General features: G+C 71.2%; 19 protein-coding genes and 3 pseudogenes. 9 read left to right on the top strand and 13 right to left on the bottom strand.

Annotated features, from left to right (window positions below; genetic code table 11):
- Positions 1–23: 23 nt before the first annotated feature.
- Both ACLGIH_RS31005 and ACLGIH_RS31000 read right to left on the bottom strand, forming a co-directional pair.
- Positions 24–580, bottom strand: a pseudogene (locus ACLGIH_RS31005) (TetR/AcrR family transcriptional regulator).
- Between the two features lie 10 nt (positions 581–590).
- Positions 591–767 (bottom strand): annotated as a pseudogene (locus ACLGIH_RS31000) (DapH/DapD/GlmU-related protein); the annotation flags it as partial.
- Positions 768–933: 166 nt separating this feature from the next.
- Here ACLGIH_RS31000 and ACLGIH_RS30995 point away from each other — a divergent pair.
- Positions 934–1,554, top strand: a complete 621-nt coding sequence (locus ACLGIH_RS30995; RefSeq protein ID WP_416528593.1) for a DinB family protein — start codon at positions 934–936, stop codon at positions 1,552–1,554.
- Positions 1,555–1,590: 36 nt separating this feature from the next.
- Here ACLGIH_RS30995 and ACLGIH_RS30990 read toward each other — a convergent pair whose 3' ends face one another.
- From ACLGIH_RS30990 to ACLGIH_RS30960, 7 genes and pseudogenes are all read right to left on the bottom strand, one after another.
- Complete coding sequence (locus ACLGIH_RS30990; protein ID WP_416528592.1) at positions 1,591–3,195, bottom strand: glycoside hydrolase family 13 protein; 1,605 nt, start codon at positions 3,193–3,195, stop codon at positions 1,591–1,593.
- A gap of 152 nt (positions 3,196–3,347) precedes the next feature.
- The gene (locus ACLGIH_RS30985) at positions 3,348–4,223 is read right to left on the bottom strand and encodes a carbohydrate ABC transporter permease (protein WP_416528591.1); all 876 of its coding nucleotides are present in this window, start codon (positions 4,221–4,223) and stop codon (positions 3,348–3,350) included.
- An 18-nt stretch (positions 4,224–4,241) separates the two neighbouring features.
- Positions 4,242–5,201 carry a carbohydrate ABC transporter permease gene (locus ACLGIH_RS30980; RefSeq protein ID WP_416528590.1) on the bottom strand — a complete coding sequence of 320 codons (960 nt, stop codon included), beginning with the start codon at positions 5,199–5,201 and terminating at the stop codon, positions 4,242–4,244.
- Between the two features lie 124 nt (positions 5,202–5,325).
- Complete coding sequence (locus tag ACLGIH_RS30975; protein WP_416528589.1) at positions 5,326–6,738, bottom strand: ABC transporter substrate-binding protein; 1,413 nt, start codon at positions 6,736–6,738, stop codon at positions 5,326–5,328.
- A gap of 127 nt (positions 6,739–6,865) precedes the next feature.
- Positions 6,866–7,885 (bottom strand): LacI family DNA-binding transcriptional regulator, encoded by a 1,020-nt coding sequence (locus ACLGIH_RS30970; protein ID WP_416528588.1) that lies wholly within the window; start codon positions 7,883–7,885, stop codon positions 6,866–6,868.
- A gap of 300 nt (positions 7,886–8,185) precedes the next feature.
- Positions 8,186–11,587 carry a CARDB domain-containing protein gene (locus ACLGIH_RS30965; protein WP_416528587.1) on the bottom strand — a complete coding sequence of 1,134 codons (3,402 nt, stop codon included), beginning with the start codon at positions 11,585–11,587 and terminating at the stop codon, positions 8,186–8,188.
- Positions 11,588–11,788: 201 nt separating this feature from the next.
- A pseudogene (locus ACLGIH_RS30960) lies at positions 11,789–12,420 on the bottom strand (family 1 glycosylhydrolase); the annotation flags it as partial.
- Between the two features lie 60 nt (positions 12,421–12,480).
- Between ACLGIH_RS30960 and ACLGIH_RS30955 the strand changes: the two are divergent.
- Together ACLGIH_RS30955 and ACLGIH_RS30950 are read left to right on the top strand one after the other, a co-directional pair.
- Entirely contained in the window at positions 12,481–12,681 is a 201-nt protein-coding gene (locus ACLGIH_RS30955; RefSeq protein ID WP_416528586.1) for a hypothetical protein, read from the top strand.
- Between the two features lie 320 nt (positions 12,682–13,001).
- Positions 13,002–14,396: a cellulase family glycosylhydrolase gene (locus ACLGIH_RS30950; RefSeq protein ID WP_416528585.1), complete on the top strand. Its 1,395-nt coding sequence runs from the start codon at positions 13,002–13,004 to the stop codon at positions 14,394–14,396.
- 60 nt (positions 14,397–14,456) lie between these two features.
- Here ACLGIH_RS30950 and ACLGIH_RS30945 read toward each other — a convergent pair whose 3' ends face one another.
- The gene (locus tag ACLGIH_RS30945) at positions 14,457–15,494 is read right to left on the bottom strand and encodes a LacI family DNA-binding transcriptional regulator (RefSeq protein ID WP_416528584.1); all 1,038 of its coding nucleotides are present in this window, start codon (positions 15,492–15,494) and stop codon (positions 14,457–14,459) included.
- Positions 15,491–17,893, bottom strand: a complete 2,403-nt coding sequence (locus ACLGIH_RS30940; RefSeq protein WP_416528583.1) for a glycoside hydrolase family 2 protein — start codon at positions 17,891–17,893, stop codon at positions 15,491–15,493. Before ACLGIH_RS30940 ends, ACLGIH_RS30945 begins: the two co-directional genes overlap by 4 nt.
- Positions 17,894–18,161: 268 nt before the next feature.
- Between ACLGIH_RS30940 and ACLGIH_RS30935 the strand changes: the two genes are divergently transcribed.
- The 3 genes from ACLGIH_RS30935 to ACLGIH_RS30925 all read left to right on the top strand — a co-directional run bounded on the left by ACLGIH_RS30935 (position 18,162) and on the right by ACLGIH_RS30925 (position 21,392).
- A complete protein-coding gene (locus ACLGIH_RS30935; RefSeq protein ID WP_416528582.1) occupies positions 18,162–19,481 on the top strand; it encodes an ABC transporter substrate-binding protein in 1,320 nt (439 codons plus the stop codon).
- A 112-nt stretch (positions 19,482–19,593) separates the two neighbouring features.
- On the top strand, positions 19,594–20,547 hold the full coding sequence (locus ACLGIH_RS30930) for a carbohydrate ABC transporter permease (RefSeq protein WP_416528581.1): 954 nt from the start codon (positions 19,594–19,596) through the stop codon (positions 20,545–20,547).
- Positions 20,544–21,392, top strand: a complete 849-nt coding sequence (locus ACLGIH_RS30925) for a carbohydrate ABC transporter permease (protein WP_416528580.1) — start codon at positions 20,544–20,546, stop codon at positions 21,390–21,392. The genes ACLGIH_RS30930 and ACLGIH_RS30925 overlap by 4 nt, the downstream gene beginning before the upstream one ends.
- Before the next feature lie 24 nt (positions 21,393–21,416).
- Here ACLGIH_RS30925 and ACLGIH_RS30920 read toward each other — a convergent pair whose 3' ends face one another.
- Complete coding sequence (locus ACLGIH_RS30920; protein ID WP_416528579.1) at positions 21,417–21,998, bottom strand: TetR/AcrR family transcriptional regulator; 582 nt, start codon at positions 21,996–21,998, stop codon at positions 21,417–21,419.
- 62 nt (positions 21,999–22,060) lie between these two features.
- Here ACLGIH_RS30920 and ACLGIH_RS30915 point away from each other — a divergent pair, with 62 nt between their 5' ends.
- The 3 genes from ACLGIH_RS30915 (at position 22,061) to ACLGIH_RS30905 (ending at position 25,079) form a co-directional block, all read left to right on the top strand.
- Complete coding sequence (locus tag ACLGIH_RS30915; protein ID WP_416528578.1) at positions 22,061–22,585, top strand: SRPBCC family protein; 525 nt, start codon at positions 22,061–22,063, stop codon at positions 22,583–22,585.
- Positions 22,586–22,714: 129 nt separating this feature from the next.
- Entirely contained in the window at positions 22,715–23,929 is a 1,215-nt protein-coding gene (locus ACLGIH_RS30910) for an FUSC family protein (RefSeq protein ID WP_416528577.1), read from the top strand.
- A complete protein-coding gene (locus ACLGIH_RS30905) occupies positions 23,922–25,079 on the top strand; it encodes a PP2C family protein-serine/threonine phosphatase (protein WP_416528576.1) in 1,158 nt (385 codons plus the stop codon). Before ACLGIH_RS30910 ends, ACLGIH_RS30905 begins: the two co-directional genes overlap by 8 nt.
- A gap of 47 nt (positions 25,080–25,126) precedes the next feature.
- On the opposite strand, the gene ACLGIH_RS30900 is transcribed toward ACLGIH_RS30905, so the two are convergent.
- Entirely contained in the window at positions 25,127–25,918 is a 792-nt protein-coding gene (locus ACLGIH_RS30900; protein WP_416528575.1) for a thioesterase II family protein, read from the bottom strand.
- Between the last annotated feature and the right edge of the window lie 2 nt (positions 25,919–25,920).

The following is a 25,920-nucleotide window of genomic DNA, read 5'->3' as shown; positions in this document are numbered from 1 at the left end:
TCAGGTCCGTGCCGCACGGGCGGCTAGTGGGCCGTCCGGCCGGCCCCGGCGATCCGGGCGACGGCCTCGGCGGTCAGGGCCCGCCCGTGCGGCTCGCGGGCCAGGGCGCGGTGCAGGGTCAGCCCCTCCATCAGGGCGTCGAGCTGGCGGGCCGTGTCCGGGTCGAAGTGCTTCTCCAGATGGACCCGGCTGCGCCGCATCCACTCCTGGGTGAGTTGCCGGTAGGCGGGCCGGCGGGCCGCGAGGGTGTACAGCTCCTGGGTCAGCAACAGGTCCCGCTGCCGCCCGTCCGAGAGGGCGTGGACCAGGCCGGTGACCGCCTCCCTCGCCTCGTCGGGCCGGCCGGGCCGGCCAGATGCGCGTCGAAGACGGCGACGATGTGGTCGGTGAACCGGGCGAACGCCTCCCGGAGCAGGTCGTCGATGCCGTCGAAGTGGTACGTCATCGACCCGAGCGGGACCGCGGCACGGGAGGCGATCTTCCGGTGGGAGACGCCGGCGACGCCTTCCTCGGCGATCAGGTCCAAGGTGGCCGCGAGGATGCGCTCGCGGCGCTGCGGGTCGGTGCGTCCGGTGGCCATGGCGGTGGGCTCACAGCCCGCGGACCGGCCGGGCCGGGTTGCCCACGGCCACGACGTCGGCGGGCACGTCCTTGGTGACCACCGCACCCGTGCCGATCACCGAGTTGTCCCCGATGGTGACGCCGGGCAGCACGATGGCGCCGCCGCCGAGCCACACGTTGTTCCCGATGGTGATCGGCCGGGCTCCAGGTCCGAGCGCGGGTCCTGCGCGAAGGGGTCGGTCGGCACCAAGCGTACGAACGTACACCTGAAGCGTACGAACGTACACTCGGCGCGGCCGGTATATCGCGTGCGTCCGGGGCCCGGCTGTGCCAGGCTGGCGGGCCGCCGCCGGTCTTTCCCAGGAGTGCCCCGTGACGACGCCACCCCGCCTCGCCCCGCTGCTGGAGCAGTTCGACTTCGCCTGCGAGCGCCTGGTCGGGCGGCTCGCGGGCCCCGTCATGGACAGTGGCGACGGCGCGGAGACCAGGGTCGGTCCGCTGTCGGACGAGGAGTACCTCTGGGAGCCGGTGCCCGGCTGCTGGTCGGTGCGCCGCCGCGCGGACGGCCCGGGGCCGCGGGCGACGACCCTGGCGGGCACCGGCGAGTGGGGCCGCGACGGCGCGCCGTACCCGCACCCGTCGCCGCCGCCCTTCACCACCCTCGCCTGGCGGCTGAGCCACCTCGCCGAGCTGCTGACGCTCAGCGCCGACCACACGGCCGGCGAGCACCGGCTGACCCGCGACGACTACCGCAGCCGCGGCACCGCCGCGGAGGCGGTCGCCGCCTTCGAGGAGGGCGCGACCGCCTGGCGGGCTGCCCTGGAGGGTGCCGACGACACCGCGCTCGACACCATCGGGTACTGCACCTACCCGCACGGCAGCGCCGCCGAGGACCTCTTCCTCGACATCGTGTGGTGGGTCAACCAGGAAGTGCTGCACCACGGAGCCGAGATCGCGCTGCTCCGCGATCTGTACCGGTCGCGGCCGAGCTGAGCCCGCCCTCCGGCCGGGGAGTGCCACGCCGTGCGGTCAGGCGCGCAGCCACACCGCCGTGTCCCGCGGCAGGCGGCCGTCGGCGTCGAGCGGGCCGCTGGAGAGCAGCGTCCGCTCGTGCGGCGGCAGGACGACGGCCTCTTCGGACAGGTTGACCACGCACAGCAGGCCGTGCGGCCGGCCGAAGGCCAGGACTCCCTCCTCGGCGGGCAGCCAGGTCATGGGGCCGTCGCCGAAACCCTCGCCGGTCCGGCGCAGCAGCAGGGCCTCCCGGTACAGCGAAAGCATCGAACCGGGGTCCGTGCGCTGAACGTCCACGGCGTAGCGGGCCCAGTCCGCCGGCTGGGGCAGCCAGGGCTCGGACGCCGAACCGAACCCGCACCACGGTTCGCCGGCCGCCCAGGGCAGCGGCACCCGGCAGCCGTCTCGTCCCGGGTCGGTGCCGCCGGAGCGGAAGTGCATGGGGTCCTGGATGCGGTCCAGGGGGATGTCCGCCTCGGGCAGCCCGAGTTCCTCGCCCTGGTAGAGGTAGACCGAGCCGGGCAGGGCGAGGGTCAGCAGGGCGGCGGCGCGTGCGCGGCGGGTGCCGAGGGCGAGGTCGGTCGGTGTGCCGAAGGCCTTGTCGGCGAAGTCGAAGCCGGTCTCCTTGCGCCCGTAGCGGGTGACGGTCCGGGTCACGTCGTGGTTGCTGAGCACCCAGGTCGCGGGGGCGCCGACGGGTGCGTGCTCGGCGAGTGTGGCGTCGATGGTGCGGCGCAGGCGATCGGCTTCCCAGGGGCAGGTGAGGTAGTTGAAGTTGAAGGCGGTGTGCAGTTCGTCGGGTCGCAGGTAGCGGGCGAAGCGTTCGGCGTCGGGCAGCCAGACCTCACCGACGAACACGCCGCCGTACTCGTCGGCGATCGCTCGCCAGGAGCGGTAGATGTCGTGCAGCTCGTCCCGGTCGATGTACGGGTGCGGGTCGACGCCCTCCCGGAAGTCGGCGAGGGCCGGGTCCTTGGCGAGCAGTGCGGCGGAGTCGATGCGGACGCCCGCCACGCCGCGGTCGAACCAGAAGCGCAGGATGTCCTCGTGTTCGCGGCGCACGTCCGGGTGCGCCCAGTTGAGGTCGGGTTGTTCGGGAGCGAACAGGTGCAGGTACCACTCGCCGTCCGGGACCCGGTTCCAGGTGCCGCCCGAGAACTGTGACGGCCAGTCGTTGGGCGGGAGTTCGCCGTTCCTTCCGCGGCCGGGCCGGAAGTGGAAGCGCTCCCGTTCCGGACTGCCGGGTCCGGCGGCCAGGGCGGCGCGGAACCACGGGTGCCGGTCGGAGACGTGGTTGGGGACGATGTCGACGACGACCCGGATGCCCAGCTCGGCGGCTTCGGCGATCAGCTTCTCGGCCTCGGCGAGGGTGCCGAAGGCCGGGTCGACGGTGCGGTAGTCGGCGACGTCGTACCCGCCGTCGACCAGCGGGGAGGCGTACCAGGGGGTGAACCAGACGGCGTCGACACCGAGGGCGGCGAGGTGGGGCAGCCTCGCCCGGGCGCCCGCGAGGTCCCCGGTGCCGTCGCCGTCGCCGTCGGCGAAGCTGCGTGGGTACACCTGGTAGATGACGGCGTCGCGCCACCAGTTGTCGGTGCGGGGCGGGAGAGGGGCTGCCACGGTGCGGTCCTTTCGGGCAGGGTGGATCTTCGCCGTCGGCACGGAGGGCGGGGCGTCGGACGTGCCGACGGCGAAGGCTCGGGATACGGCGGTGAGGTGACGGGGTGTCGGCGCGGGCCGGGCGGGAAGTGTCCGCGCGGTCCGGTGACGGGTCAGCCCTTGAGCCCGCCGGCGGTGAGGCCGCTCATGATGTTGCGCTGGAAGATCAGGAAGATGAGCAGGGTCGGCAGGGAGGCGATCGTGAGCGCGGCGATCAGCACGTTCACGGGGACGCCGTTGGACAGCGAGTAGATGCCGACGTTGAGGGTTTGCAGGGCCGGGTCCGGAAGGGTGAGCATCGGCCAGAGGAAGTCCTTCCAGACGCCTACGACGGCGAAGATGGAGACCACGCCGAGGATCGGCCGGGAGATCGGCAGGACCACCGACCGGAGCGTGCGCATCGGGCTCGCGCCGTCCATGGCCGCCGCGTCCAGCAGTTCCTTCGGGATCGAGTCGAAGAACCGCTTCAGCAGGAAGATGTTGAAGGCGTTCGCCACCGACGGGAGCCAGATGGCCCAGGGCGTGTTGAGCAGGTTGCGTTCGACGATCGGAACGTCCAGCACGGTCAGGTACTGGGGGACGACGAGGACGGTCGCGGGGATCATCAGCGTCGCCAGCATCATGCCGAGGACGGCCTTGCCGAAGACGGGGCGCAGCTTGGAGAGCGAGTAGGCCGCGGCCACGTCGAGGACGAGCTGGAAGGCCAGGGCCCCGAACGCGTAGTACAGGGTGTTGAACAGCAGCTTGGCCAGGTCCATGACCTCCCAGGCCCGGCTGTAGTTGCCCGGTTCGAAGGAACCGGGGACCAGGGTCGGCGGGGTCCGGATCACCTCCTGGGCGTCCTTGAAGCCGCTGGAGACCAGCCAGTACAGGGGGCCGAGGAACACGAGGGTGAAGCCCCCGACGACGACGGCGAACGTCAGCCAGTAGACGGCCCTGCCCCGGGGCCGGGCGAGCTGGGCCGGTGATATGAGCGTGCGTGTGGACATGCTGGGCCTCTCCCGGTCCTACTCGTTCTCGGCGCGGCTGAGTTTGACGTACGCCGCCGAGAAACCGGCGAGGAGTACGAGCAGGAGCAGGCCGAGGGCCGCCGCGGCGCCGTAGTCGTTGAAGTTGAAGGCGTACTGGTAGATCAGGTGGACGACCGTCGTGGTCGACCCCTCGGGGTCGGCGCCGCCGGTGAGCAGGAAGGGTTCGACGAACACCTGCATGGTGGCGATGATCTGCATCAGCAGCATCAGCGACAGGATGAGCCGCGTCTGCGGGATCGTGACGTGCCAGATCTTCCGGAGCACACCGGCGCCGTCCAGCTCGGCGGCCTCGTACAGTTCGCCGGGGATGCCCTGGAGCGCGGCGAGGTAGATGAGGGCGGCGCCTCCCATGTTCATCCAGGTGGAGGCGATGACGACGGAGATCATCGAGGTGTCGGGGTCCTGGAGCCACTGCTGCTCCGGGATGCCGAAGAACCCGGTCATCTCGTTGAGCAGCCCGTATCCCGGGTCGTAGAGGTATTTGAACAGCAGCACCGAGGCGACCGGCGGGAGCATCACGGGCAGGTAGACCAGCAGCCGCAGGTACCCCTTGCCGTGCCGGAACTCGTTGATCACGACGGCGACCACGAACGGCACCGCGAAACCGAGGATTAGCGCCAGGACCGTGAAGAGCAGGGTGTTGCGCCAGGCCTGCCAGAACGCCGGGTCGTTGAAGACGGTGGTGAAGTTGTCCAGCCCCACCCAGGAGGTCTCGCCGCCGGCCGTGGTCTGGAAGGCCAGGAAGAACTCCCGGACCATCGGGTACCACGAGAAGGTCGCGAAGCAGATCACCGCGCCGATGAGGAACCCGTGGGCGGTGAGGTTGCGCCGCAGGCTCCGGGTGAAGCGTCCGCCGGGGGGCACGGGGTCCGCCGCGCGCGGCGGGGTGCGGCGGTGACTGGCCGCCTTTCTCGGGGTCAGGCTGGGGGCCGACATCGTCGCTCCTTGATGCTGGTCTGCCGGGGTGCTGTCGCGCGCGGCGAGGGGGGGTCGGGTCCGTGCCGCTCGGAGCAGCGGCGCCCGGCGGGGGCCCGGCGAGGCCGGCCCCGCCGGGGTCCGGTCACTGGTTGGCGAGGACTTGGTCGACCTGCTTCTCGGCCGTGTCCAGCAGCTTGTCGATGTCGGCGTCCTCGTTGGTGAGGATGCCGGACATGACGTTGTCCAGGACCTTGTAGATCTCCTGCGCCTTGGGCGGCTCGGCCTTGCCCGGGACGGGGTTGTCCATGAACGCCTTGAAGTTGGCGACCGGCATGGTGGCGTGCTCGACGCGTGCGGCGTCGTCCTTCTTCTTCGTCTCGCCCTGCCAGAAGTTGGGCTGCGGGATGCCGACCGGCAGACCGTCGGCCTTCTTGCGCGCCCAGTCGAACTCCCCCTTGCCGACCGTGAGGTTCTTGAAGTTCAGCCAGGCGATCGCGGCCTTGATCTTGTCGCCGGAGATGCCCTTTTTGATCATGTAGTTGTTGCCGCCGGCGAGGGTGTGCTCACCACCGGGGATCGGCCCCATGCCGAAGTTCTCGTACTCGGCCCCGAGCTGCTGGACCATGTAGGTGATGTCGTCGGGCGCCGCGAGGAACATGCCGAGCTTGTCGGTGGCGATCTGCTTCTGCAGGTCACCCCACTTCAGCAGCTGCGTCTTGCCCATGCTGTCGTCCTGCCAGCGCATGGCGTGCAGGTTCTCGGCGACCTGCCTGCCCTTCTCGTTGTTGAACGCCGCCTTCGTGCCGCTGTCGTCGACTATGTCGCCGCCGATGCTGTACATCTGCGCGGTGAAGTGCCAGCCGCCGGTGTTGCCCGCGCTGTACTCGCCGAAGCCGGCGATGCCGTCGCCGAGGCCGGCGATCTTCTTGGCCGCGGCGCGGACCTCCTCCCAGGTCTGCGGCGGGGTGTCGGGGTCGAGGCCCGCCCGCTCGAAGAGCTTGCGGTTGATCAGCAGGCCCATGGTGTAGTTGCTGGTGGGCAGGCCGTAGAGCTTGCCGTCCCGCTTGAGCGTGCCGAGGACGTTCGGGTCGATGTCGTCCAGTAGCGGCACGGTGGTGTCGTTGACGTACGCGGTGATGTCCTGCGCGCCGTCGTGGTCGAGCACCTGCGGCAGGTCGGTGAAGTAGGTGTAGAACACGTCCGGCTGGGACTTGGCCTTGAGCATGGCCGTGAACCGCGGGGGCTCCAGGCACTGGCCGGGCGTGGAGTGGCCCTCGATGGTGACGTTGGGGTACGTCTTGTGGAACTCCTTGACGTCCTCCTTCCACTCCTTCAGCTCGGCCGCCTTCGCCGCCGGGGGCATGCAGTCGATGGTGATGGTGACCTTCGTCTTCGGGTCCAGCGGAGCGGCGGGGTCCGAGGACCCGCCGTTCGAGGCCCCGGACTCGTCGCCGCTGCTGCTCGTGCCACAGGCAGCCAGCGCGGTGAGCGTGAGCGCGGAGACGAGGGTCATGGTGCCCGCACTGCGGACGCGGCGGAACCGAGCACTTCTCATGGGTGGACCCCTTCGGGCATGAACGTGGAAGGCGCCCCACCGCCGATGCCTGGTGGGGCGCCGCTCACTCAACCACCGCGAACAAGTGAACGCAATATCTCGCGCTGATTTCGTAATTGTTTGACAGTCAGGCGGGAATCACCGCGCGCAGACCGGCCGCCTGCGCGGTGGAGGCGCGGACGACGAGCTCGGGCTCGAACAGCAGCTCTCGGTGCGGCACGTCGCTGCCCTGGATCTGGGACGCCAGCAGCTCGACCGCCGCGCGCCCCATCGCCTCGATCGGCTGGCGCACCGTGGTCAGCGGGGGCTCGGTGCAGGTCATGAACGCGGAGTCGTCGTAACCGACCACGGACACGTCGTCCGGCACCCGCAGACCGCGCCGGCGCGCGGCCCGCACCGCCCCCAGGGCCAGCGGGTCGCTGGCGCACACGATCCCCGTCACCCCGCGCTCCAGCAGGCGCGCCGCCGCTGCCTGGCCGCCCTCCAGGGAGAACATCGACCGCTCCACGAAGGCGTCGTCCAGACGGCCGCCGGCGGCCCGCGCGGCGGCCCGCAGTCTGCGCCCGGAGGGGATGTGGTCCGCGGGGCCGAGCACGAGCCCGATCCGCTCGTGCCCCAGCGACACCAGATGGCGCCAGGACTGCTCCGTCGCCACGGCGTCGTCGCAGGCCACACACGGGAAGTCGAGCCCCTCTATCGCGGCGTTGACCAGCACCACCGGGATGCGGCGCTCGGCGAGCAGCCGGTAGTGCTCGTGCGGCGCGTCCGCCTGCGCGAACAGCCCTCCCGCGAAGACGACCCCGGAGACCTGCTGCTGGAGCAGCAGCTCGACGTAGTCCGCCTCCGACACGCCGCCCTTCGTCTGGGTGCACAGCACCGGGGTCAGCCCCTGCTGCGCCAGCGCGCCGCCGATCACCTCGGCGAACGCCGGGAAGATCGGGTTCTGCAGCTCCGGCAGCACCAGGCCCACCAGGCGGGCCCGCTCGCCGCGCAGTTGCGTCGGACGCTCGTAGCCCAGCACGTCCAGCGCCGTCAGCACCGACTGCCGGGTCGACTCCGAGACCCCGGGCTTGCCGTTGAGGACCCGGCTGACCGTGGCCTCGCTGACCCCAACCTTCTTCGCCACCTGAGCAAGTCGTCGCGTCATGAACGCAAGCGTAGCGCAAGCTCCGCAAGAGCTTGCGCTACGCGTTTCGGCCGAGGTCGTCTGCCCGGGTCCTTCCGCCGGCCTCCTACGGGTCGTCCGCGGTGCGGGTGACGGTGTCGCTGTTCGGGGACTGGTTGCCCGCCGCGTCCCTGGCGCGCACGCAGTTCTCATACGTCCCCGATCTCGGCCCCGCCGCGGACGGCGGGGCCGGTCAGTGGGATGGGCGGACGCGGTGCGCCACCGCGGCCGGCGCACCGGTGGGGGTGTCCGGAGCGCCGGCGCACCCTCGTGCGGTGGTGCTCAGTTCGCGGAACCGTGGAAGACGAACTGGGACCCGGGCTCCTTCACGACGTCTCCCTCCGCCGAGTCGGTGATGGTGACGTCCGTGAGGGTCGCGCTGCCGCGGGCCCCGCCCATCGCGAGGATCCCGGAACCGTTGTTGGACTTGTCGATGGTCACGTTCTGGATCTGCACGCCCGGCGTGGCACCGCCGCCCGTCTTGAACTGGATGCCGTCGTAGGTCGAGTCGCGGATGTCCGTGTCGCGGATCGTGACGCCGGGGATGTCGTGGCCCTGGGCGAACAGGGTGATGGCGCCGAACTCCTGCGCCTCGCCCCAGAACGCGCCGCCCGTGCGGTACAGCCCGTTGTTGGCGATCAGCGTCCGTCCGGAGAAGGGCAGCGGGTCGTGGTCGGTGGCGAGCATGATCCCGGGGTAGTTCATCGTGTCGGAGATCAGGCTGTTCTCGACCGTGTTGCCGTACCCGCCGTAGATCGCCACGCCGTTGGCCCGCCAGGGCAGCTGGATGGTGTTGTTGCGGAAGTGGTTGTCGTGGCCGATGTCGGCCGAGGTGTCCTTCACGTACTTGCTGGCCCACACCGCGAGGGCGTCGTCACCGGTGTTGCGGAAGGAGGAGTTGTGGACGGTCGAGTTGCGGGTGCCGTTGGCGAAGTTGACGCCGTCGGCGTAGGTGTTGCGGATCCGTACGCCGCTGAACTCGACCCCGTCGCCGGGTCCCCACAGCTCGGGGATGTTGGTGTAGTCGCGGCCCACCCAGGCACCGACGTTGGCGTGCTCGATCCACACGTTGGTGATCCTGGTGTCCTTGCCGAAGCGTCCGTTGAGGGCCACGCCGCCCTCGTGGCCGCCGTCGCCGCCGCGGATGGTGCCGGAGCCGAAGATGGCGATGTCGGAGATCCTGGTGTTGTCGTCGATGTCGAAGCCGAAGTTGCCCTCGTGGGGGTGGTTGATGCCGCCGGCCTCGTGCGGCGGGGTGAGCGAGTACAGCTGGGAGTGCCACATGCCGGCGCCCCGGACGGTGACGTCGCGGATGCCGACCTGGTTGTACTGGCCGCGGTTGTGCGGGTCGTCGGTCAGGATCTTCTTCTCCTGGCGCCACTGGCCCGCCGGGATCCAGACGCAGGGGATCTCGCCCTTCTGGTCGGCGGTGACGGCGCGCTGAATGGCGTCCGCGTCGTCGATGCCGTCGTTGGGGACGGCGCCGTAGGCGGTGATGGACGCGCACTGCTCCGGCTTGGCGGCCGGCGGCGCGACCTGCTCCAGGTCGATCAGGTCGATGATGTAGAAGGCCGCGTCGTCGCCGGAGTCGCGCTGGAGGCGGAAGGTGGTGCCCGCCGGGTAGGTGTCGGTGAGCAGCGCGTGGGACTCGTCGAACAGCCGCCGGGCGTCGCCGCCGGGTCGGTTGGTCAGGCCCTCGGGGTCGTCGGTGTTGCCGTAGAGCCAGCTGTGCTTGGACGACAGGGTCAGCTTGCGCACGAACTCGCCGTTCGCATAGAGGCTGATGGTCTTCTCCTGGCCGCCGCCGCCCGGGGCGTCCGGTATGGAGTTGCGCACGACGATCGAGTTGGTGGACGTCGTGGAGGTGAACTCGACATACTCGCCGGTGGAGTCGAGGCGCACCGACTCGCGGCCGGAGGACTCGGTGGCGAAGTTGGTGTGCCCGAAGGTCCGCTTGGCATCGGCCTTGAGCAGGGTGCCGTTGTGCCGTCCGTCCTCGGCCTCGTACTCGGCGTAGGGCACGGCCGCGCCGCGACCGACGACGAGGGAGCGGGCGAAGGTGTTGTTGTCCTCGTTGGTCTCCTCGACCACGTCGGTGGCGTCGGCCGTCGCGGTCAGCGTGGCCCCGCCGCTGGTGGCGGTCCAGCTGCCGCTGACGGCCACGGTGGCGGTGCCGCCGGCCGGGATGCCGTCCGTGGTGCCGTTCAGGGTGGTGCCGCCGACGGTGAGGCGGGTGACGGATCCGGCGGGCACCGCGCTGGTGCCGCGGTTGTGCACCTTGACGGTGAAGGTGACCTCGGCGCCGACGGCCGGGGCGGCCGGGTCGGTGGTGATGCCGGTGACTTCCAGGTCCGGTCCGGGGGCCCGGCCGACGACCAGCTTCGAGGCGGCGTTGCGGCTGTTGTTGCTGTCGTCGAGCTCGGTGACCTTGCCGGACGGGTCGACCACGGCGGAGACGGTATAGCTGCCCGTGGGCCGCTTGCCGACCTCGACCGGGACCTTGGCCGAAGCGCCGGCGGCCAGCGCACCGACCTCGGCGCTGCCGGCGACCGTGCCTTCCAGGCTGACGTCCACGGTGGCCGCGGGCGACGCGGCGGTACCGGCGTTGCGGACGGTCGCCTCGACGGTGACCGGGTCCGCCTCGGACGGGGAGGCGGGTGACCAGGTCAGGTCGGTGAGGGTCAGGTCGGGGGCCGGGGCGGCCGTGCCGACGACCTCGAACTCGGCGACCTGTCCGCCGGGGGCGCCGGTGTTGCCGGAGAACTGCAGGCGTACGTCCGCGTACCGGCCGGAGACCGGGATGGTCACAGTGTTCTTGTTCTCCGAGGGGCTGAACACGTAGTCGGCCCGGTCCGTGAGCGAGGTGAAGCCCGACTCCGCGGCCTTGCGGCCCAGCACCTGGATGCTCTGGGTGCGCTTGCTCCAGGCCGGGTCCGGGTTCAGCCTGACGACGACGCCGGTCAGGTCGGCGTCGGCGCCGAGCTTCGCGGTCAGCGCCGCGGACTGGCCGCTCGCCTCCCAGTAGGTGGAGGTGCTGCCGTCGTTGGCGTTGGGCGCGACGTAGTTCTGGGTGTGCGACGACGCCTCGATGGGCTTGCGCAGCGCCAGGTTGGTGCCCGTCGGCGGAGGTTCGCCGGGGCCCTGGTCGCCGGCCTCGCCGCGGACCTCCACCTCGGACAGCTGGGCGGCGTTCCAGCCGGTGTTCCCGGTGATCCGCACGCGTACGTACCGCGCCTCGCCGGTGGCGTCCACCACCACGGTGTTGCCGGACGAGGGGGAGAACGCGCGCTCGGCACTGTCGGCCAGACCGGTGAAGTCCCTGCCGTCGGTGCTGCCCTGGACGCTGAGGGTCTCGGTGCGCGCCTCCCACTGCGCCGGGAGCTTGAGCACCACCTCGTCGACGTCGGCCGTGCTTCCGAGGTCGATCTGCACCCACTGCGGGAACGAGCCCGCGGGGCCTTCCCAGTAGGAGGCCTGGCTGCCGTCGGTGACGTTGCCCGCCGGGTAGCCGCTGTGCGCTCCGCCGGCCGTCACCGGTCTGCCGAGCGCCAGGTTCGCCGCCTGAGCCGCGGCGTCCGGCGTGCCCGCCGCGGCGTTCGCTGTCACCGGGAGCGGCCCTGCGGCCAGCAGCCCCGCCGTCACCAGGCCGGCGCACCACCGCCGGCCGTGATGCCTTCGTCTCATGTGCCCTCTCATCCCCTTCCCCGGCGCCCGACGACGGTCCCGTCGCCTCTTTTCCAGAGCGCTCATCGGAAAGTTGAGTTAGATCGTCGATTTCTTGCAATGCTGAGGGCACAGGTTTCTACCAGGTATCGACTTTGTCAACGGTTCGGTACGCAACAGTTGTTGGCCCAGGACCCGGGCCCGGGGACAGCACCCGGCCGATACGTGCACGAGACCGAACCGTTTGTTGTAGCCGTACGCCCATGCGAAGTTGTCGAGGAGGGACCAGGCGTAGTGGCCGCGTACGGCGACGCCGTCCGCCATGGCGCGGGCCACGGCCCTCAGGTGGCCGTCGAGGGAGGAGATCCGCTCGGCGTCGCGCACCGCCACGTCGGCCGTCAGTACGTCATCCCCGGCCGAGCCGTTCTCGGCGATCCGGATCGGCCGCAACGCGTCCCCGTACCGGTCCCGCAGGGAGACGAGCAGGTCGTGCGGGGTGTGCGGAGCGACCGGCCAGCCATGGCCGTGCACCGGGCCCCCGGAAGACCGGCCCCCTCGAAGCGGTTGTCGTCGGCCGTGCGCGAATCCGGGTCCGCCTCCCGGTACGGCGCGCCGCGGACGGAGGCCGGGTACCGCCCCTTCAGCAGCGGCTCGGTCCAGATGAGGTTGCGCTGGGTGGTAGTGGTCGCATGCGACATCACCGTGGCGCCGCCGAGCACCGCTCCGGGGCGCCGCACGAACGTGACCCAGATGGAGGGGCCTCGGCCGTCTTCTCGGGCCGCGCCCTCGATCTGGTACGCCGCCGTGGCGGCGCCGAAGACGAAATGGGGCAGGAAGGGAGGAAAGTCACCCACAGGATGCCTGCGTCCTGTCGACGACGATACGGCGCACCATGCTGTGGAACTGAACCGGTTTTGCACAGTGCCCGCGTACTGCGCGGGTACGCCCCGCAGATCCTGGACTGCACACAGGGCCGGATCCGCCTCGCCAGCCGCCGGGAGGAGACGGCGCTCGAAGCGGGCCGGTCCGGCTACGCGCCGGCCGGTGAGGGGAACCGGGTCTCGGGCCCGGGAACGCTCTTCCGTGCCACCGCCGCCATTCCTTCCGGGAACTGAACCGCAGCTAAACTTAACCGGTTTCGCTCGAATGGTTGTCTGCGCACACATCTCCTTCTAGCCTCACTTCCAGTCGCCGAAGTGAGGCGTTCACCGCCACCCGCCTTCCCCTTGAGCAGGGCAGTGCTTCTGCCCTGCTCAAGGCGAATGACGGAGCGGTCCTCCTCGGCGGTACGACGTCCCGCTGCCCGGTGCGAGCCGCACACCGAAGCCCGGGCAGCGGGGTTCCCCTCCGGCTCGCAGCCTCCCTTTCCTCGCCCGGTCACGGCCGGGACCGGTGAGTCTGCGTGTCCGCGTCCGCGACAACCCTGGGAGCAGCATTGAGAAGAAGACTGGCCACCGCGGCGGGAGCGTTGCTGGCCGTCGCGACCTCGCTACTGGCCACGCCGTCCGCGGCACAGGCGGAGACGTCCCGCGCACAGGCGGACACGACGCCCGCACAGACGGAGACGCGGGCGGCATCCGGCTTCCGCGTCGGTGACGGCCGCCTGCTGGACGCCAACGGCGAGGACTTCGTCATGCGCGGCGTGAACCACGCCCATGCCTGGTACCCCACGAGAACGCCCCGGGCGCTGAAGGACATCAAGGCGCTGGGCGCCAACTCCGTCCGCGTGGTCCTCGCCACGGGAGACCGCTGGACCAGGACCGAGGCCGCCGACGTCGCCGCGATCGTCGCCCAGTGCAAGCAGAACCGCCTGGTCTGCGTCCTGGAGGCGCACGACACCACCGGCTACGGCGAGCAGGCGGGGGCGGTGCCGCTGTCCCGTGCCGTGGACTACTGGGTGAGCATCAAGGACGCGCTCCTGGGCCAGGAGAAGTACGTCGTCCTCAACCTCGGGAACGAACCGCACGGCAACACCGGCTACACGGCATGGACTTCGGACACGCGGAACGCCATCGTGCGCATGCGCGACGCCGGATTCGGCCACACCCTCGTGGTCGACGCGCCCAACTGGGGCCAGGACTGGTCTTTCACCATGCGGGACAACGCCGACCGGGTGTTCGCCGCCGACCCCGACCGCAACACGGTGTTCTCGATCCACATGTACGGCGTCTTCGACACCGCGGCCGAGGTGACCGACTATCTGAACCGGTTCATCGAACGGCGTCTGCCCATCGTGGTGGGCGAGTTCGGCCACGACCACTCCGACGGCAACCCGGACGAGGACGCGATCCTGGCCGCCACCCGGCAGCTCGGCGTCGGTTACCTGGGCTGGTCCTGGAGCGGCAACGGCGGCGGCGTCGAATACCTCGACATGGCCACCGGCTTCGACGCCTCCCGGCTCACCGACTGGGGCCGGCGCATCTTCGAGGGCGCCGACGGCATCCGGCAGACCGCGCGCGAGGCCAGCGTCTTCGCCTCCGGCCCGGGCGACGGTTCCCCCGGGGGAAGCTGTGCGGTCGGCTACCGGCTCAGCGACTGGGGCGACTGGGGCGACTGGTTCAACGCGGACGTGACCGTACGCAACACCGGAACGACGGCCGTGAAGGGCTGGCGGCTCGACTTCGCCTTCCCCGGGGATCAGAAGCTGCACCGGGTCTGGAACGCCCGGGCGACCCAGCAGGGCGGCCAGGTGCGGGCCACCCACGAGTCCTGGACGGAGACGATTCCGGCCGGCGGCACCGTGAGCTTCGGCTTCAACGGCTCCTCCGCCGGGCCCAACGGGGCTCCCGCCTCCTTCGCCCTCAACGGCTCGGCCTGCACGAAGAGCTGACAGGGGGTCACCGCGCGCAGGGCCGCACCCAGAGGGTGCGGCCCTGCGCGCGTTCACCGCCTACGGGCCGGCCTCCGGCGCCCGGGCGGTGGAGCCGCGTGGTGTCAGGGTGGGCGTCGGCGCCTGGTGCGCACCGGTGTGCGTTCCGCTGATCACGTCGAACAGGACACGCGCCACCTCGGCACCGAAGTGGTGCACGTCGTGACTCATCGCCGACAGCGTCGGGTGAGTGATGCGGCACAGCTGGGAGTCGTCCCAGGCGACCAGCGACAGGTCGTCGGGGACCGTGAATCCCATCTCGGCGGCGACACCCGCGCCGGCGACCGCCATGATGTCGTTGTCGTAGACGATCGCGGTGGGACGGTCCGCGGCGAGCAGCAGCGAGCGGGTGGCGCGGGCGCCCTCCTTCTCGTCGAAGCCCGTGGCCATCTGCCGGGCCTCCTCCAGCCCGAGGTCCCGTGTGGTGGCCGCGAAGGCGCGTTCCCGGATGGCGCTGTGGCCGAGGTCGGCCGGGCCGCCGACGCGGGCGATCCTGCGGTGGCCGAGGGCCGCCAGGTAACGGACGGCCTCGGCGACCGCGGAGGCGTCGTCGGTCCACACCGCCGGGAACGGGCCGGTGAGGGAGGGGTGGCCGACGGCGACGGCGGGCATCCCGATGCCCTGCAGGGACGGCAGCCGGGGGTCGTTCTCGCGGAAGTCCACCAGGATCGCCCCCGCGATCATCCGGCCGCCCCACCACTCCTTGTAGAGGGCGATCTCCTCGTCGAGGTCGCGCACCAGCCGCAGCAGCAGCGAGCAGGACCGCTCCACCAGGACGCTCTCGATACCGGAGATGAAGTCCATGTAGAACGGTTCGAGGCCGAGCAGCCGGGCGGGCCGGCACAGGGCGAGGCCGACGACGTCCACCCGCCGGCTGGACAGGCTGCGCGCGGTCGCGCTCGGGGCCCAGCCCAGTTCCCGGGCCGCCGCGAAGATCCGCTCCCGGGTGGCGGCGGACACCCCGGGCTTGTGGTTGAAGGCCAGCGACACCGCACCCTTGGACACCCCGGCCCGGGCGGCGACGTCCTTGATCGTGACCCGCTCCGCCGAGCCACTCACGTCACGTCCACGCAGTGCAGAGCGGCCCTGACGTCCTCCACGCCGACGGTGCCGCAGCCGGTGACCCGCATGCGTGTCCGCTCCCCGGGCAGCAGGGTCTGCAGGCCGCGGTCGCAGACGGCGGCGGGGCCGAGCCGGTCGGCCTGGAGCAGAAGATCTCGGACGAGGGTACGGGCGCTCACCACGATGTCGACTCTATCCTCCCGTCCGGCCACGGGCTCCACGTCGACGTCGTAGGCGGGCCGCGGGTAGGCGAAGTCCTTGTCGGCGACCGGGAAGTGCAGCGCGCGCAGCCCGTCGGCGTCGGCCACCAGGAACTCCTTGCCGGACTGCCGGTCCGGCACGAGGCCGGGGGGCACCGGGAGCCGCACGACCGAGCGGGGCTCGGCGGTCACGTCGAGGACGCCCTCGCGAACCGGGGTCCCGTCCGCTTCCGACCGGCGCAGCGTCACCGTCGTCCGCCACGGCCCGGCGGACTGGTTGACCGCGGCGAGCACCGGGCCGTCGGTGCCCGGCTGGAGGGTCAGCAACCGGTCGGCGTACACCCGGCGCAGCTCGTGGTACAGGGGCTTGAGGCGGCCGTCGCCGTCGATGGCGGCCCAGGAGGTGACGGGCCAGCAGTCGTTGAGCTGCCAGACGACCGTGCCGGCGCAGACGGGCCAGTGCGAACGCCAGTGCTCGATGCCCGCCGCGACGGCACGGGCCTGCACGAGCTGGGTCAGGTAGTGCCAGCGGTCGAAGTCGCCCTCGGGCAGGGGGAAGTGGCGGGCGACGCCGCGGTCGAGCTTGCCGTTGCCGTCCTCGGCCTTCTGGTGGTGGAGCATCCCCGGGGAGTCGGGGGCGAGGTCCTCACCGGGCAGGGCGCGCCGCAGGGTGGCCTGCGCGGGCGGTGCCTGCCAGCCGAACTCCGCGACGAACCGGGGGACGCTCGCCCGGTACTCGGCGTAGTCCCGGCGGTTCCACACCTCCCAGGAGTGATGGGTGCCGTGCGCCGGGTCGTTGGGGTGGCGGTCCCAGGAACCGGACCAGGGGCTGCCGGCGGTGTAGGGGCGGGTCGGGTCCAGCTCGGCGACGATGCGGGGCAGCAGGCCGAGGTAGTAGCCCTCGCCCCAGGAGTCCCCGGCCAGCGGGCCCTCCCAGTCCCAGTCGCGAAAGCCCCACAGGTTCTCGTTGTTGCCGTTCCACAGCACGAGCGAGGGGTGCGGCATGAGCCGGACAACGTTGTCACGCGCCTCGGCCTCCACCTCGCCGCGCAGCGGCTGCTCCTCGGGGTAGGCGGCGCAGGCGAAGAGGAAGTCCTGCCACACCATCAGGCCCAGCTCGTCGCAGGCGTCGTAGAAGGCGTCGTCCTCGTAGATGCCGCCGCCCCACACCCGCACCAGGTCGATGTTGGCCTCGGCGGCCTGGGTGAGCCGGGTCCGGTAGCGCTCGGGGGTGAGGCGGGAGGGGAAGGCGTCGTCGGGGATCCAGTTGACGCCGCGGGCGAAGATCCGCACGCCGTTGACGACGAGGGTGAAGCCGGTGCCGTGCTCGTCGGCCGTGCGGTCCAGCTCGACCGTGCGGAAGCCGATCCGGCGGTGCCAGGTGTCGAGGAGGGCGCCCTCGTCGTCGCCCAGGGTGAGGTGGAGGTCGTACAGGGGCTGTTCGCCGTAGCCGCGCGGCCACCACAGGCGCGCACCGGGCACCTCCAGGTCGAGCACCGCCTCGTCGCCGTCGAGGACGGCCTCGGCGCGGGCGCCGGCCACCCGGGCCTCGGCGCGCAGCGCGCGTCCCCGCCCCGGTGCGGTGCGTTCGATCTCCAGCCGTACCTGCACCCGGCCGGTGTCCTCGTCCACGGTGACCAGGGGGCGCACGTGGGCGATGCGGGCGGTGGACCAGTGCTCCAGCCGCACCGGACGCCAGATGCCGGCGGTCACCAGCGTCGGGCCCCAGTCCCATCCGAAGTTGCAGGCCATCTTGCGGATGTACTGCGACGGTTCCGGATAGACGTTGGGCCGCTCCCCCGTGGCGGCGCGCACGGCCGCGGCCTCGTCGTAGGCGGAGGCGAAGCGGACCTCCAGCCGGCCGGTGCGGCCGGTGACGTCGAAGCGGTGGCGGCGGTGCATGTTGCGGGTGGTGCCGACCGGGCGGCCGGCCAGCGTCAGGTACGCGGCCGTGTCGAGGCCGTCGAAGACCAGGTCGGTGCGCTCGTGCGCACTGTCGTACTCCAGGTGACGGACGTAGGTCCAGGCGCGCCGCCCCACCCACGCGACGTCGGTCTCGTTGCGGCCGGTGAACGGGTCGGGGATGACCCCGGCGGCCAGCAGATCGGTGTGGACGCAGCCGGGCACCGTGGCCTTGAGCAGTTCCTCCCCATGGCACAGGCTCCAGCCCTCGGTGAGCTGGGTGACGTCCTTCATGGCGCGGCTCCAATCGCCTGACTCAGGCCGGTGGATGGTCGACGGCCGACAACCTAACCCCGCTGATCAGCCACTGTCCATAAACCGGTCTAGTGATCACGAGTTTCGTGCCTCATCGATTTCAGCACGTCAGATCCATCCACTCGACCCCTCGGGTAACGATTGGGCATCGCGCCGGATATCGGAGCTTTACCGGTTCACACCCGCCTGCCATAGTGCCGACATCCCACCCGCAGAGCTGAGCCGCGAACCTGAAGGAGCTGGGCACATGGGGAAGAAGAAGACGCTCACGGGAGCGCTTCTGGCCGTCGCGATCCTGACCGTCACGGGATGCGGCGGACAGGGCGCGGCCACCGGTGAGACGGCGAAGCCACCCGCCGGTCCCGCCGACGCCTCGGGCACCATCAAGGTCCTGACCCACCGCACCGACCTCGTCCAGGACGGGACGATGGACGAGTACGCCGCCGAGTTCAACAAGATCTACCCCAAGGTGAAGGTGGAGTTCGAGGCCCTCACCGACTACGAGGGTGAGGTCAGGATCCGGATGAACACGGAGGACTACGGCGACGTCCTGATGATCCCGGCCGCCGTCGCCAAGAACGACTACCCGAAGTTCTTCGCCCCGCTGGGCGGCGCCGGAGAGCTGGGCGGCAAGTACCGCTTCAGCGACAAGAGCGAGGTCGGCGGCAAGGTCTACGGCATCGCCAGCTTCGGCACCGCCAACGGCTTCCTCTACAACAAGGCGGTCTGGAAGAAGGCCGGCATCACCGAGTGGCCGGCCACCCCCGAGGAGTTCCTCGCGAACCTGAAGGCCATCGGGTCCAGGACGGACTCGGTGCCGTACTACACGAACTTCAAGGACGGCTGGCCACTGACCGCGTGGAGCAACAGCATCGGCTCGGTCACCTGCGACGCCGAGGCGAACGACAAGCTCGCCGGGCCGGTGTCCCCGTGGCGGGAGGGCAGCGAGCTGCACACGATCGACTCGCTGCTCCACGACATCGTCGAGGGCGGCCTGTCCGAGAAGGACCCCAACACCACCAACTGGGAGGCGTCCAAGGGCATGATCGCCAAGGGGGAGGTCGCCACCATGCAGCTGGGCTCCTGGGCCATCACCCAGATGCGCGACGCGGCGCGACGGGCCGGCACCGACCCGGACGACATCGGCTTCATGCCCTTCCCGGCACAGAAGGACGGCGCGTACTGCGCCGTCCTCGCCTCCGACTACCAGCAGGCGGTCAACATCCACTCCGGCCACAAGACCGCCGCGCGGGCCTGGATCGACTGGTTCACGGAGGAATCCGGCTTCTCCGCCGAGGAGGGCGCCGTGCCGGCGCTGAAGTCCGCCCCGATGCCCAGCACGCTCGGGGACTTCCTTGACAACGATGTCACCCTCCTGGAGCGCTCCGAGGCCGAGACCGGCGCGGTGAACGCGATCGACAACGCGGCCGAGATCGGCCTGAACAAGCCGGACTACCGGCAGAAGCTCATCGACACCGCTCGCGGTGCGCGGAAGGGCAACGTGCGGGACTTCTTCGCGGACCTCGACAAGAGGTGGAACGAGGCGGCCAGGACCGTGGGTTCCTGACGCACCACGGGCGCCCTCCCACTCCCCCAGCCGTCGCTCACCGGCCCCGCCCCCGGACCCGCGGACGGGGCCGGCCGCCCGCCGCGGATCAGCGGACGACGAAAGGCCCGACATGCCAGAGACGATCGACACGGCACCCGCGAAAGTGCCAAGCGCCGCCCGTCCCCACCAGGCGGTGCGCCGGCCCCCGCCCCCACGCGGCACCCTGCTGCGCCGCCTCACTCCGTGGCTCTTCCTCGCGCTCCCCCTGGGCCTGCTGGTCACGTTCACCTACGTGCCCGTGGGGAACATGATCTACTTCAGCTTCACCGACTGGGACGGCGTCAGCCCCGACCGCGACGTCACGGGCTTCGACAACTACCGGCAGATCTTCACCCGCTCCGAGCTGTTCCGGGTGTTCTTCGTCAGCCTCTACTACCTCGCGGCCTCCGCCGTGCAGATCGCGATCGCCCTGTACTTCGCGACCGTCCTCAGTTTCGACCTGCGCTTGAGGAACCTCTTCAAGGGGATCCTGTTCTTCCCCTACCTGATCAACGGCGTGGCGATCGGCTTCGTCTTCCTCTACTTCTTCCAGGACGGCGGCACGCTCGACTCGGTGCTGTCCTGGTTCGGCGCCGGCTCCGACCACGCGTGGCTCGGCGACCCCACGTCGGCGAACACCTCGCTCGCCGGGGTCTCCGTGTGGCGGTTCACCGGACTGAACTTCGTGCTGTTCCTGGGCGCGATCCAGTCGATTCCCGCCGAGCTGTACGAGGCGGCCGAGCTGGACGGGGCCACCCGGTGGCAGCAGTTCCGGCACATCATCGCCCCGAGCATCCGGCCGGTGGTCAGCCTCAGCGTCATCCTGGCGATCTCCGGGTCCCTGTCCGTGTTCGAGATCCCGTACATCATGACCGGCGGCGCGACCGGCACCGAGACGTTCGTCATCCAGACGGTCAAGCTCGCCTTCCAGTTCAACAAGACGGGCCTGGCGTCGGCCGCCGCGGTCGTCCTGCTGCTGATCATCCTGCTGATCACCTGGATCCAGCGCCGTGTCCTGCCCGACGAGAAGGTGGACCTCGTATGACCACGCTCCTGCCCGCCCGGCGCCGTCGCCGGATCGCACCGGCCCTGACCTACCTGTCGCTGGTCGTCGCGTCGCTGATCGTGCTGGTCCCGCTCGCCGTCGTCTTCCTGACCTCGCTGAAGACGTCCGAGGAGGTCGCCGACGGCGGCGCGCTGTCGTTGCCGGACGACTGGCTCAACTTCGGCAACTACGCGACGGCGTTCACCGACGGCAGGATGCTCTCGGCCTTCGGGAACACGGCGTTCATCCTGCTCTTCTCGATCACCGGAACCGTCCTCATCGGGTCGATGACGGCCTACGCCGTCGACCGGTTCGACTTCCGCGCGAAGAAGCCGGTCATGGCGCTGTTCCTGATCGCCACCCTGGTCCCGGGGGTCACCACCCAGGTCGCCACCTTCCAAGTGGTCAACAGCTTCGGCCTGTTCAACAGCCTCTGGGCGCCCATCCTGCTCTACATGGGGACGGACATCGTCTCGATCTACGTCTTCCTGCAGTTCATCCGGGGGATCCCGGTCTCCCTCGACGAGGCCGCACGCCTGGACGGGGCGAACGCCCTCACCATCTACTGGAAGATCATCCTGCCCCTGCTGAAGCCGGCCGTCGCCACCGTCGTGATCATCAAGGGGATCACCGTCTACAACGACTTCTACATCCCGTTCCTCTACATGCCCGCGGAGGAACTCGGCACCATCTCCACCGCGCTGTTCCGCTTCAAGGGACCCTTCGGGGCGCACTGGGAGCACATCTCGGCCGGCACGGTCCTGGTGATCGTGCCGACCCTGCTGGTGTTCCTGTTCCTGCAGCGCTACATCTACAACGGCTTCGCGCAGGGAGCGACCAAGTGACGCCGGCGGCTGTGCCCCGAGCCGTCAGCGCAGCAGCGCCTCCGCGCACTCCTCCGTGAGGTTCTCGGCGTACCGCGGCAGCGGCGTGCCCGCGCGCAGGTGGCGGCGGACCACGGACAGCGGCAGGTCGACCAGGGCCAGGGCGACCCGGTCGCGGCCCTGCTCGTCCGTGGCACCCAGGGCCTCGGCGAGGGCATGCAGGGAGGCGTACACCCGCCGGTTGCCGGAGTCGGCACGCCGGGTGTGCTCCTCGGACCACTCGGCGCGGCCGAAGTCGGCGGCACCGTAGAGGAGCAGGGCGGCTTCGTCCGGATGCTCCCGGCTCCAGGCGACCACGTGGCGGGCGGCGGCACGCGCCGCCCGGCGCGGGTCGCTCTCGCTGCCGAGGACGGCGTGGTAGCCCTCCTGGAAGCGCTCGACGGTCCGCAGCCACACCTCGGCAAGAAGTGCCGTGCGCCCGGCGAAGCGGTGGTAGAGGGAGCCGCTGGGGGCGCCGACGGCCTGGGCGACCGCCGACATGGTCACGGCGGCCGGTCCGCCGGCGGCGGCGAGACGGACGGCGGCGTCGAGGAGCTGGTCGGTGTGGAAGCGGGGTGGTCTCGCCATGAATCAGAGAGTACCCTCCAATTTATTGGAGAGAGGTCTCCAATATGAGGGAGGGAGGACGCATGGGCGTCCACAACGTGCACGAACGCCTGTTGGCCGCCGAGGAGGGCGAGGTGGGGGCGCTCATCGACACCCTGGCGAGCGGGGACGGCGACCGGCTGTGGCCCGGCCACCACTGGTCGCCGATGGAGTTCGACCGCCCGCTGGGGCCCGGCGCGGTGGGTGGCCACGGGCCCGTGCGGTACTCCGTGTCGGGATACGCACCCGGGCGCTGGATCCGCTTCGAGTTCACCGGCCCCCGGGGCTTCCACGGCTTCCACGAGCTGGCCGTGCTGCCGGCCGGCCCGCAGCACACGCGGCTGCACCACACATTGACGATGTCCACCAGCGGACTGGCCCGGCTCACCTGGCCGCTGGCCTTCCGCCCCATGCACGACGCCTGCATGGAGGATGCCTTCGACCGCGCCGAACTCGCCTGCACGGGATCGGTGTCCCGCCCGGCCCGGTGGTCCCCGTACGTCCGCTTCCTGCGCGCGTTGGTCGCCCGCGCCATCCGCCGAGACCGGAGTACCGCTGCCGCTCTTTGAGACACCCAAAGAGAACCTTATTTGCTTTATGCCCTATTTGTCGCACTATTCTGGTCGATCGTCGGCCGGGCCGTGGAGCGCCGCGGTGACGGCGGAGCCAACAGGGTTGGAGGGACGCCCGGTATGCGCATGCAGACACCCGGAAGCCGTCCGTGGCCTCCTGGCGAACCCACCGCCGCGGTGCCGTCCGCCGGGCTGCCGGGCACCGGCCCACCGGCGGCCGCCCCGCGATGGGACACGGCCGGCTGGGCGGACGCCACGCGGGCCACCGTGGCGGCCGGTGTGTCCTGGCAGGTGTGCGACAGCCTGTTGCACCAACCGCAGCCGTACAGCGGTGCGCTGGCAGCGCTGCTCGTCGTGGAGACCACCGTCGTGGGAACGGCCGCGTCCGCGGCCCGGTACGCGGCGGGATGCCTGATCGGCGCGGTGCTCGCCGTGCCGGCCGCCCTGCTCGGCGGGCCGGACGTGGTGGGCCTGGGGCTGATCGTCTTCGTCTGCGTGCTGACGACCCGGCGCGGGTTCCTGGGACACCACGGCCTGCACGTGCCGATGACCGCCCTGCTCACCTTCGCCCTGGTCCGCGGACGCCACACGGCCGAACTGTCGACGCACGTCACGGAGATCGCGGTGGGCATCGTGGTGGGACTGGCGAGCAGCGCGCTGCTGCTCCCCGCGGTGCGGATACGGCCGGCGGAATACGCGCTGGACCGTCTGCGGTCCCGGCTCGCCGGCTGTCTCGACGAGCTGGCCCGAGCGGTGGACCGGGGCGAGCGGCCCCAGGACGTGCTCGGACCCGACTGGCGGTCCGCTGTCGGTGAGGCGGTGGCCGAGGCACGCACCGCCGTGCGGGAGGCGCACGAGAGCATGCGCTGGAACGTCCGGCCCGTCGCGCGCCGACGCCGCTGGCATCTGGACCACTGCGTCCTGGGTGCCCTCGCCGAGGTGGCGGAGCATGTGTGCGCGATGGGCCGCCTGCTGGACGAGCGGCCGGCGCGGGAGTCCGCGCGCTCACCCGGCCCTGACGGCCACTCACGCACCCGGTGGTACGCCCGGCTGCTGCGCACCACCGCCGTGTGCGTGTACGACTGCCGGGGTGGCCGGCCCCACCCGGCGCTGCCGCCTGCCCGCCGGGCGCTCGGCCGCCTCCACACGGCTCATGCCGAAGCCGACGGCCCCGGTCCCGGCCGCGGCACCGCCCCCGATCCCGGCCCGGGCCCCGGTCCCGGCGTCGAGGACGCCCTCCTGTGTCACCTGGACGCGATCCTGACCGGCCTGGCCAGCGCCGTGCCCGCCACATCCCCCGAGGCACCCTCCCGACCGGCACCCCACGAGCACCATGCATGACGCCCCCATCGACACCGAACTCCCCGAGATCGCCTCCACGGCGGCGCGCAAGGCGGCCCGCGCGCACCGGCTCCGGACCCTGCAGGGCCTCGCCCCGGTCCTGTTGCTGATCGCCGTGACGGCGACCGACCTGCTGACCCCGGGCTGGCTGCACGTCACGCCGGTCATGGCCGCCGTCCCGGTACTGGCGGCCGTCACCCTGCCCCTGTGGGGGACGGCGGTCATGGCCTGCGCCGCCCTCGTCGCCACCGCCCTGCTGCAGGTGGCCACCGGGCTGTGGGGGACCCCGGACTCCGACGTGACGCTGCTGAGCGTGTTCGTCATGGCGCTCACCGGTCTCGCCGCCTGTGCGCTGCGGCGGCGCGGGGAACGGGAACTGCGCCAGGTGCGCTCCGTCGCCGAGACCGCGCAGCGCGCGCTGCTGCACCCGCTGCCCCGCCGCATCGATCCCCTGGAACTGTGCGGCGTGTACCTGCCCGCCGAGGCGGAGGCGAGGATCGGCGGTGACTTCTACGAGGCGCTTCCCACGCCCTACGGCATCCGCGTCCTGATCGGTGACGTACGGGGCAAGGGACTGACCGCGGTCGGCGCGTCGGCCGCGCTGCTCGGCGCGTTCCGCGAACTGGCCTACACAGAGCCGTCCCTGGCCGCGGTGGCCCGCCGGCTGGACGAGAGCGCCCGGCGGCGGATCGCCGCCCTGGAACGGGAGTCCGTGGACGGGGAGTGCCGTGCGCTGTTCACCGAGCGCTTCGCCACGGCCCTCCTGGTCGAGGTGGCTCCCGACCGGCCGGTGGCCCGCCTGGTCCACTGCGGTCACCCCGAGCCCCTGAGCCTCAGCTCCGGCCGGGTCCGCCGCCACACCTGCGAGCAGCCCGGGGCGCCGCTGGGCCTGGGCGACCTGATCGGCATCGCACCGGCGGCACAGTCCGTCCCCTTCCTCCCGGGTGACCGGCTCCTGCTGTACACGGACGGCTTCATCGAGGCCCGCGACCGCACGGGTCGCTTCTACGACCTGGCCGCCCGCGCCCAGGCCCACGCCTCCCGGCGGCTTCCCGCGCTCGTCGCCGGCTTGCGCGAGGACCTCCTCCACCACGTCGACGGCGACCTCGACGACGACGCGGCGCTTCTGGTCATGGAACGGCTGCGATAGCGGGCGTCACACCGTGCCGCGGGGCCCGCCGGCGACGGCTGCTCCTCTCATCGAGCGACGCCGGTCACCCGTTCGAGATCCCCGGCGAGATCTTCCGCGAGACGCTGCCAGTGATCCATCAGGTACATGTGGCGTCCCGGATACAGCCGGACGACGACCGGGCCGGCCGTGGTGTGGGCCGCCCAGCCGTCGAGCTGATCGGGCGGGAAGAAGTAGTCGTCGTCGCCACCGGTGACGGTCACCGGACAGGTCAGGGCCGGGGCGAGAACCGGGGTGTGCGTCATGTAGGCGGCGAGCTCCCACTTGGCGAACGCCCCCACGGTGGCGCCGCGCTGGTGCGCGTCCGCGATCATGTCGGACAGCAGGGGACGCAGTGCGGGGCGCCGCACTGCGTTCGCCATGTGGCGCTGGTAACGGTGCGGCGGGACCATCGCCGAGACGGCCAGCAGTTCGGGACCGGGCAGCCGGGCGACGGCCAGCGCACAAGCGGTCTCGTACGCCAGCAGCCCGCCGGTGCAGTGCCCGAAGAAGGCGAACGGCCGGCCCGCCGCGTCGCGAGCCACCACTTCCGCCAGGACCCGGGCCAGCCCGGTCACGTCGCGCACCAGCGGCTCACGGAACCGGATGCCGTGGCCGGGCAGTTCCAGGGAACACCAGTCGACGGCTTCGGGCAGGAAGGCGGCCAGCGGCAGGTACAGCTCCGCCGCGGCCCCGACGAACGGGAAGCAGTACAGCCGCACGTCCGCGCCCGGCCGCCGGCTCCTGGTCCGGGTCCACGGCCCGCTGGGTGACGCGGACGGCGTCGACACGCAGCCGCCCGGAGTAAACGGATCAGTCACGG

The sequence above is a fragment of the Streptomyces hamibioticus genome, from assembly GCF_047946815.1.
Classification (GTDB): domain Bacteria; phylum Actinomycetota; class Actinomycetes; order Streptomycetales; family Streptomycetaceae; genus Streptomyces.
Note: the sequence above shows the minus strand (reverse complement) of the source record. Positions and strands in the feature narration are given on the sequence as shown.

What these genes read in the sequence shown, in the direction of transcription:
- ACLGIH_RS30975 (WP_416528589.1), bottom strand. Translation starts at nt 6,738, where the DNA reads ATGAGAAGTGCTCGGTTCCGCCGCGTCCGCAGTGCGGGCACCATGACC.
- ACLGIH_RS30905 (WP_416528576.1), top strand. Translation starts at nt 23,922, where the DNA reads ATGCATGACGCCCCCATCGACACCGAACTCCCCGAGATCGCCTCCACG.
- ACLGIH_RS30920 (WP_416528579.1), bottom strand. Translation starts at nt 21,998, where the DNA reads ATGGCGAGACCACCCCGCTTCCACACCGACCAGCTCCTCGACGCCGCC.
- ACLGIH_RS30985 (WP_416528591.1), bottom strand. Translation starts at nt 4,223, where the DNA reads ATGTCCACACGCACGCTCATATCACCGGCCCAGCTCGCCCGGCCCCGG.
- ACLGIH_RS30925 (WP_416528580.1), top strand. Translation starts at nt 20,544, where the DNA reads ATGACCACGCTCCTGCCCGCCCGGCGCCGTCGCCGGATCGCACCGGCC.
- ACLGIH_RS30965 (WP_416528587.1), bottom strand. Translation starts at nt 11,587, where the DNA reads ATGAGACGAAGGCATCACGGCCGGCGGTGGTGCGCCGGCCTGGTGACG.
- ACLGIH_RS30910 (WP_416528577.1), top strand. Translation starts at nt 22,715, where the DNA reads ATGCAGACACCCGGAAGCCGTCCGTGGCCTCCTGGCGAACCCACCGCC.
- ACLGIH_RS30970 (WP_416528588.1), bottom strand. Translation starts at nt 7,885, where the DNA reads ATGACGCGACGACTTGCTCAGGTGGCGAAGAAGGTTGGGGTCAGCGAG.
- ACLGIH_RS30940 (WP_416528583.1), bottom strand. Translation starts at nt 17,893, where the DNA reads ATGAAGGACGTCACCCAGCTCACCGAGGGCTGGAGCCTGTGCCATGGG.
- ACLGIH_RS30935 (WP_416528582.1), top strand. Translation starts at nt 18,162, where the DNA reads ATGGGGAAGAAGAAGACGCTCACGGGAGCGCTTCTGGCCGTCGCGATC.
- ACLGIH_RS30915 (WP_416528578.1), top strand. Translation starts at nt 22,061, where the DNA reads ATGGGCGTCCACAACGTGCACGAACGCCTGTTGGCCGCCGAGGAGGGC.
- ACLGIH_RS30980 (WP_416528590.1), bottom strand. Translation starts at nt 5,201, where the DNA reads ATGTCGGCCCCCAGCCTGACCCCGAGAAAGGCGGCCAGTCACCGCCGC.
- ACLGIH_RS30930 (WP_416528581.1), top strand. Translation starts at nt 19,594, where the DNA reads ATGCCAGAGACGATCGACACGGCACCCGCGAAAGTGCCAAGCGCCGCC.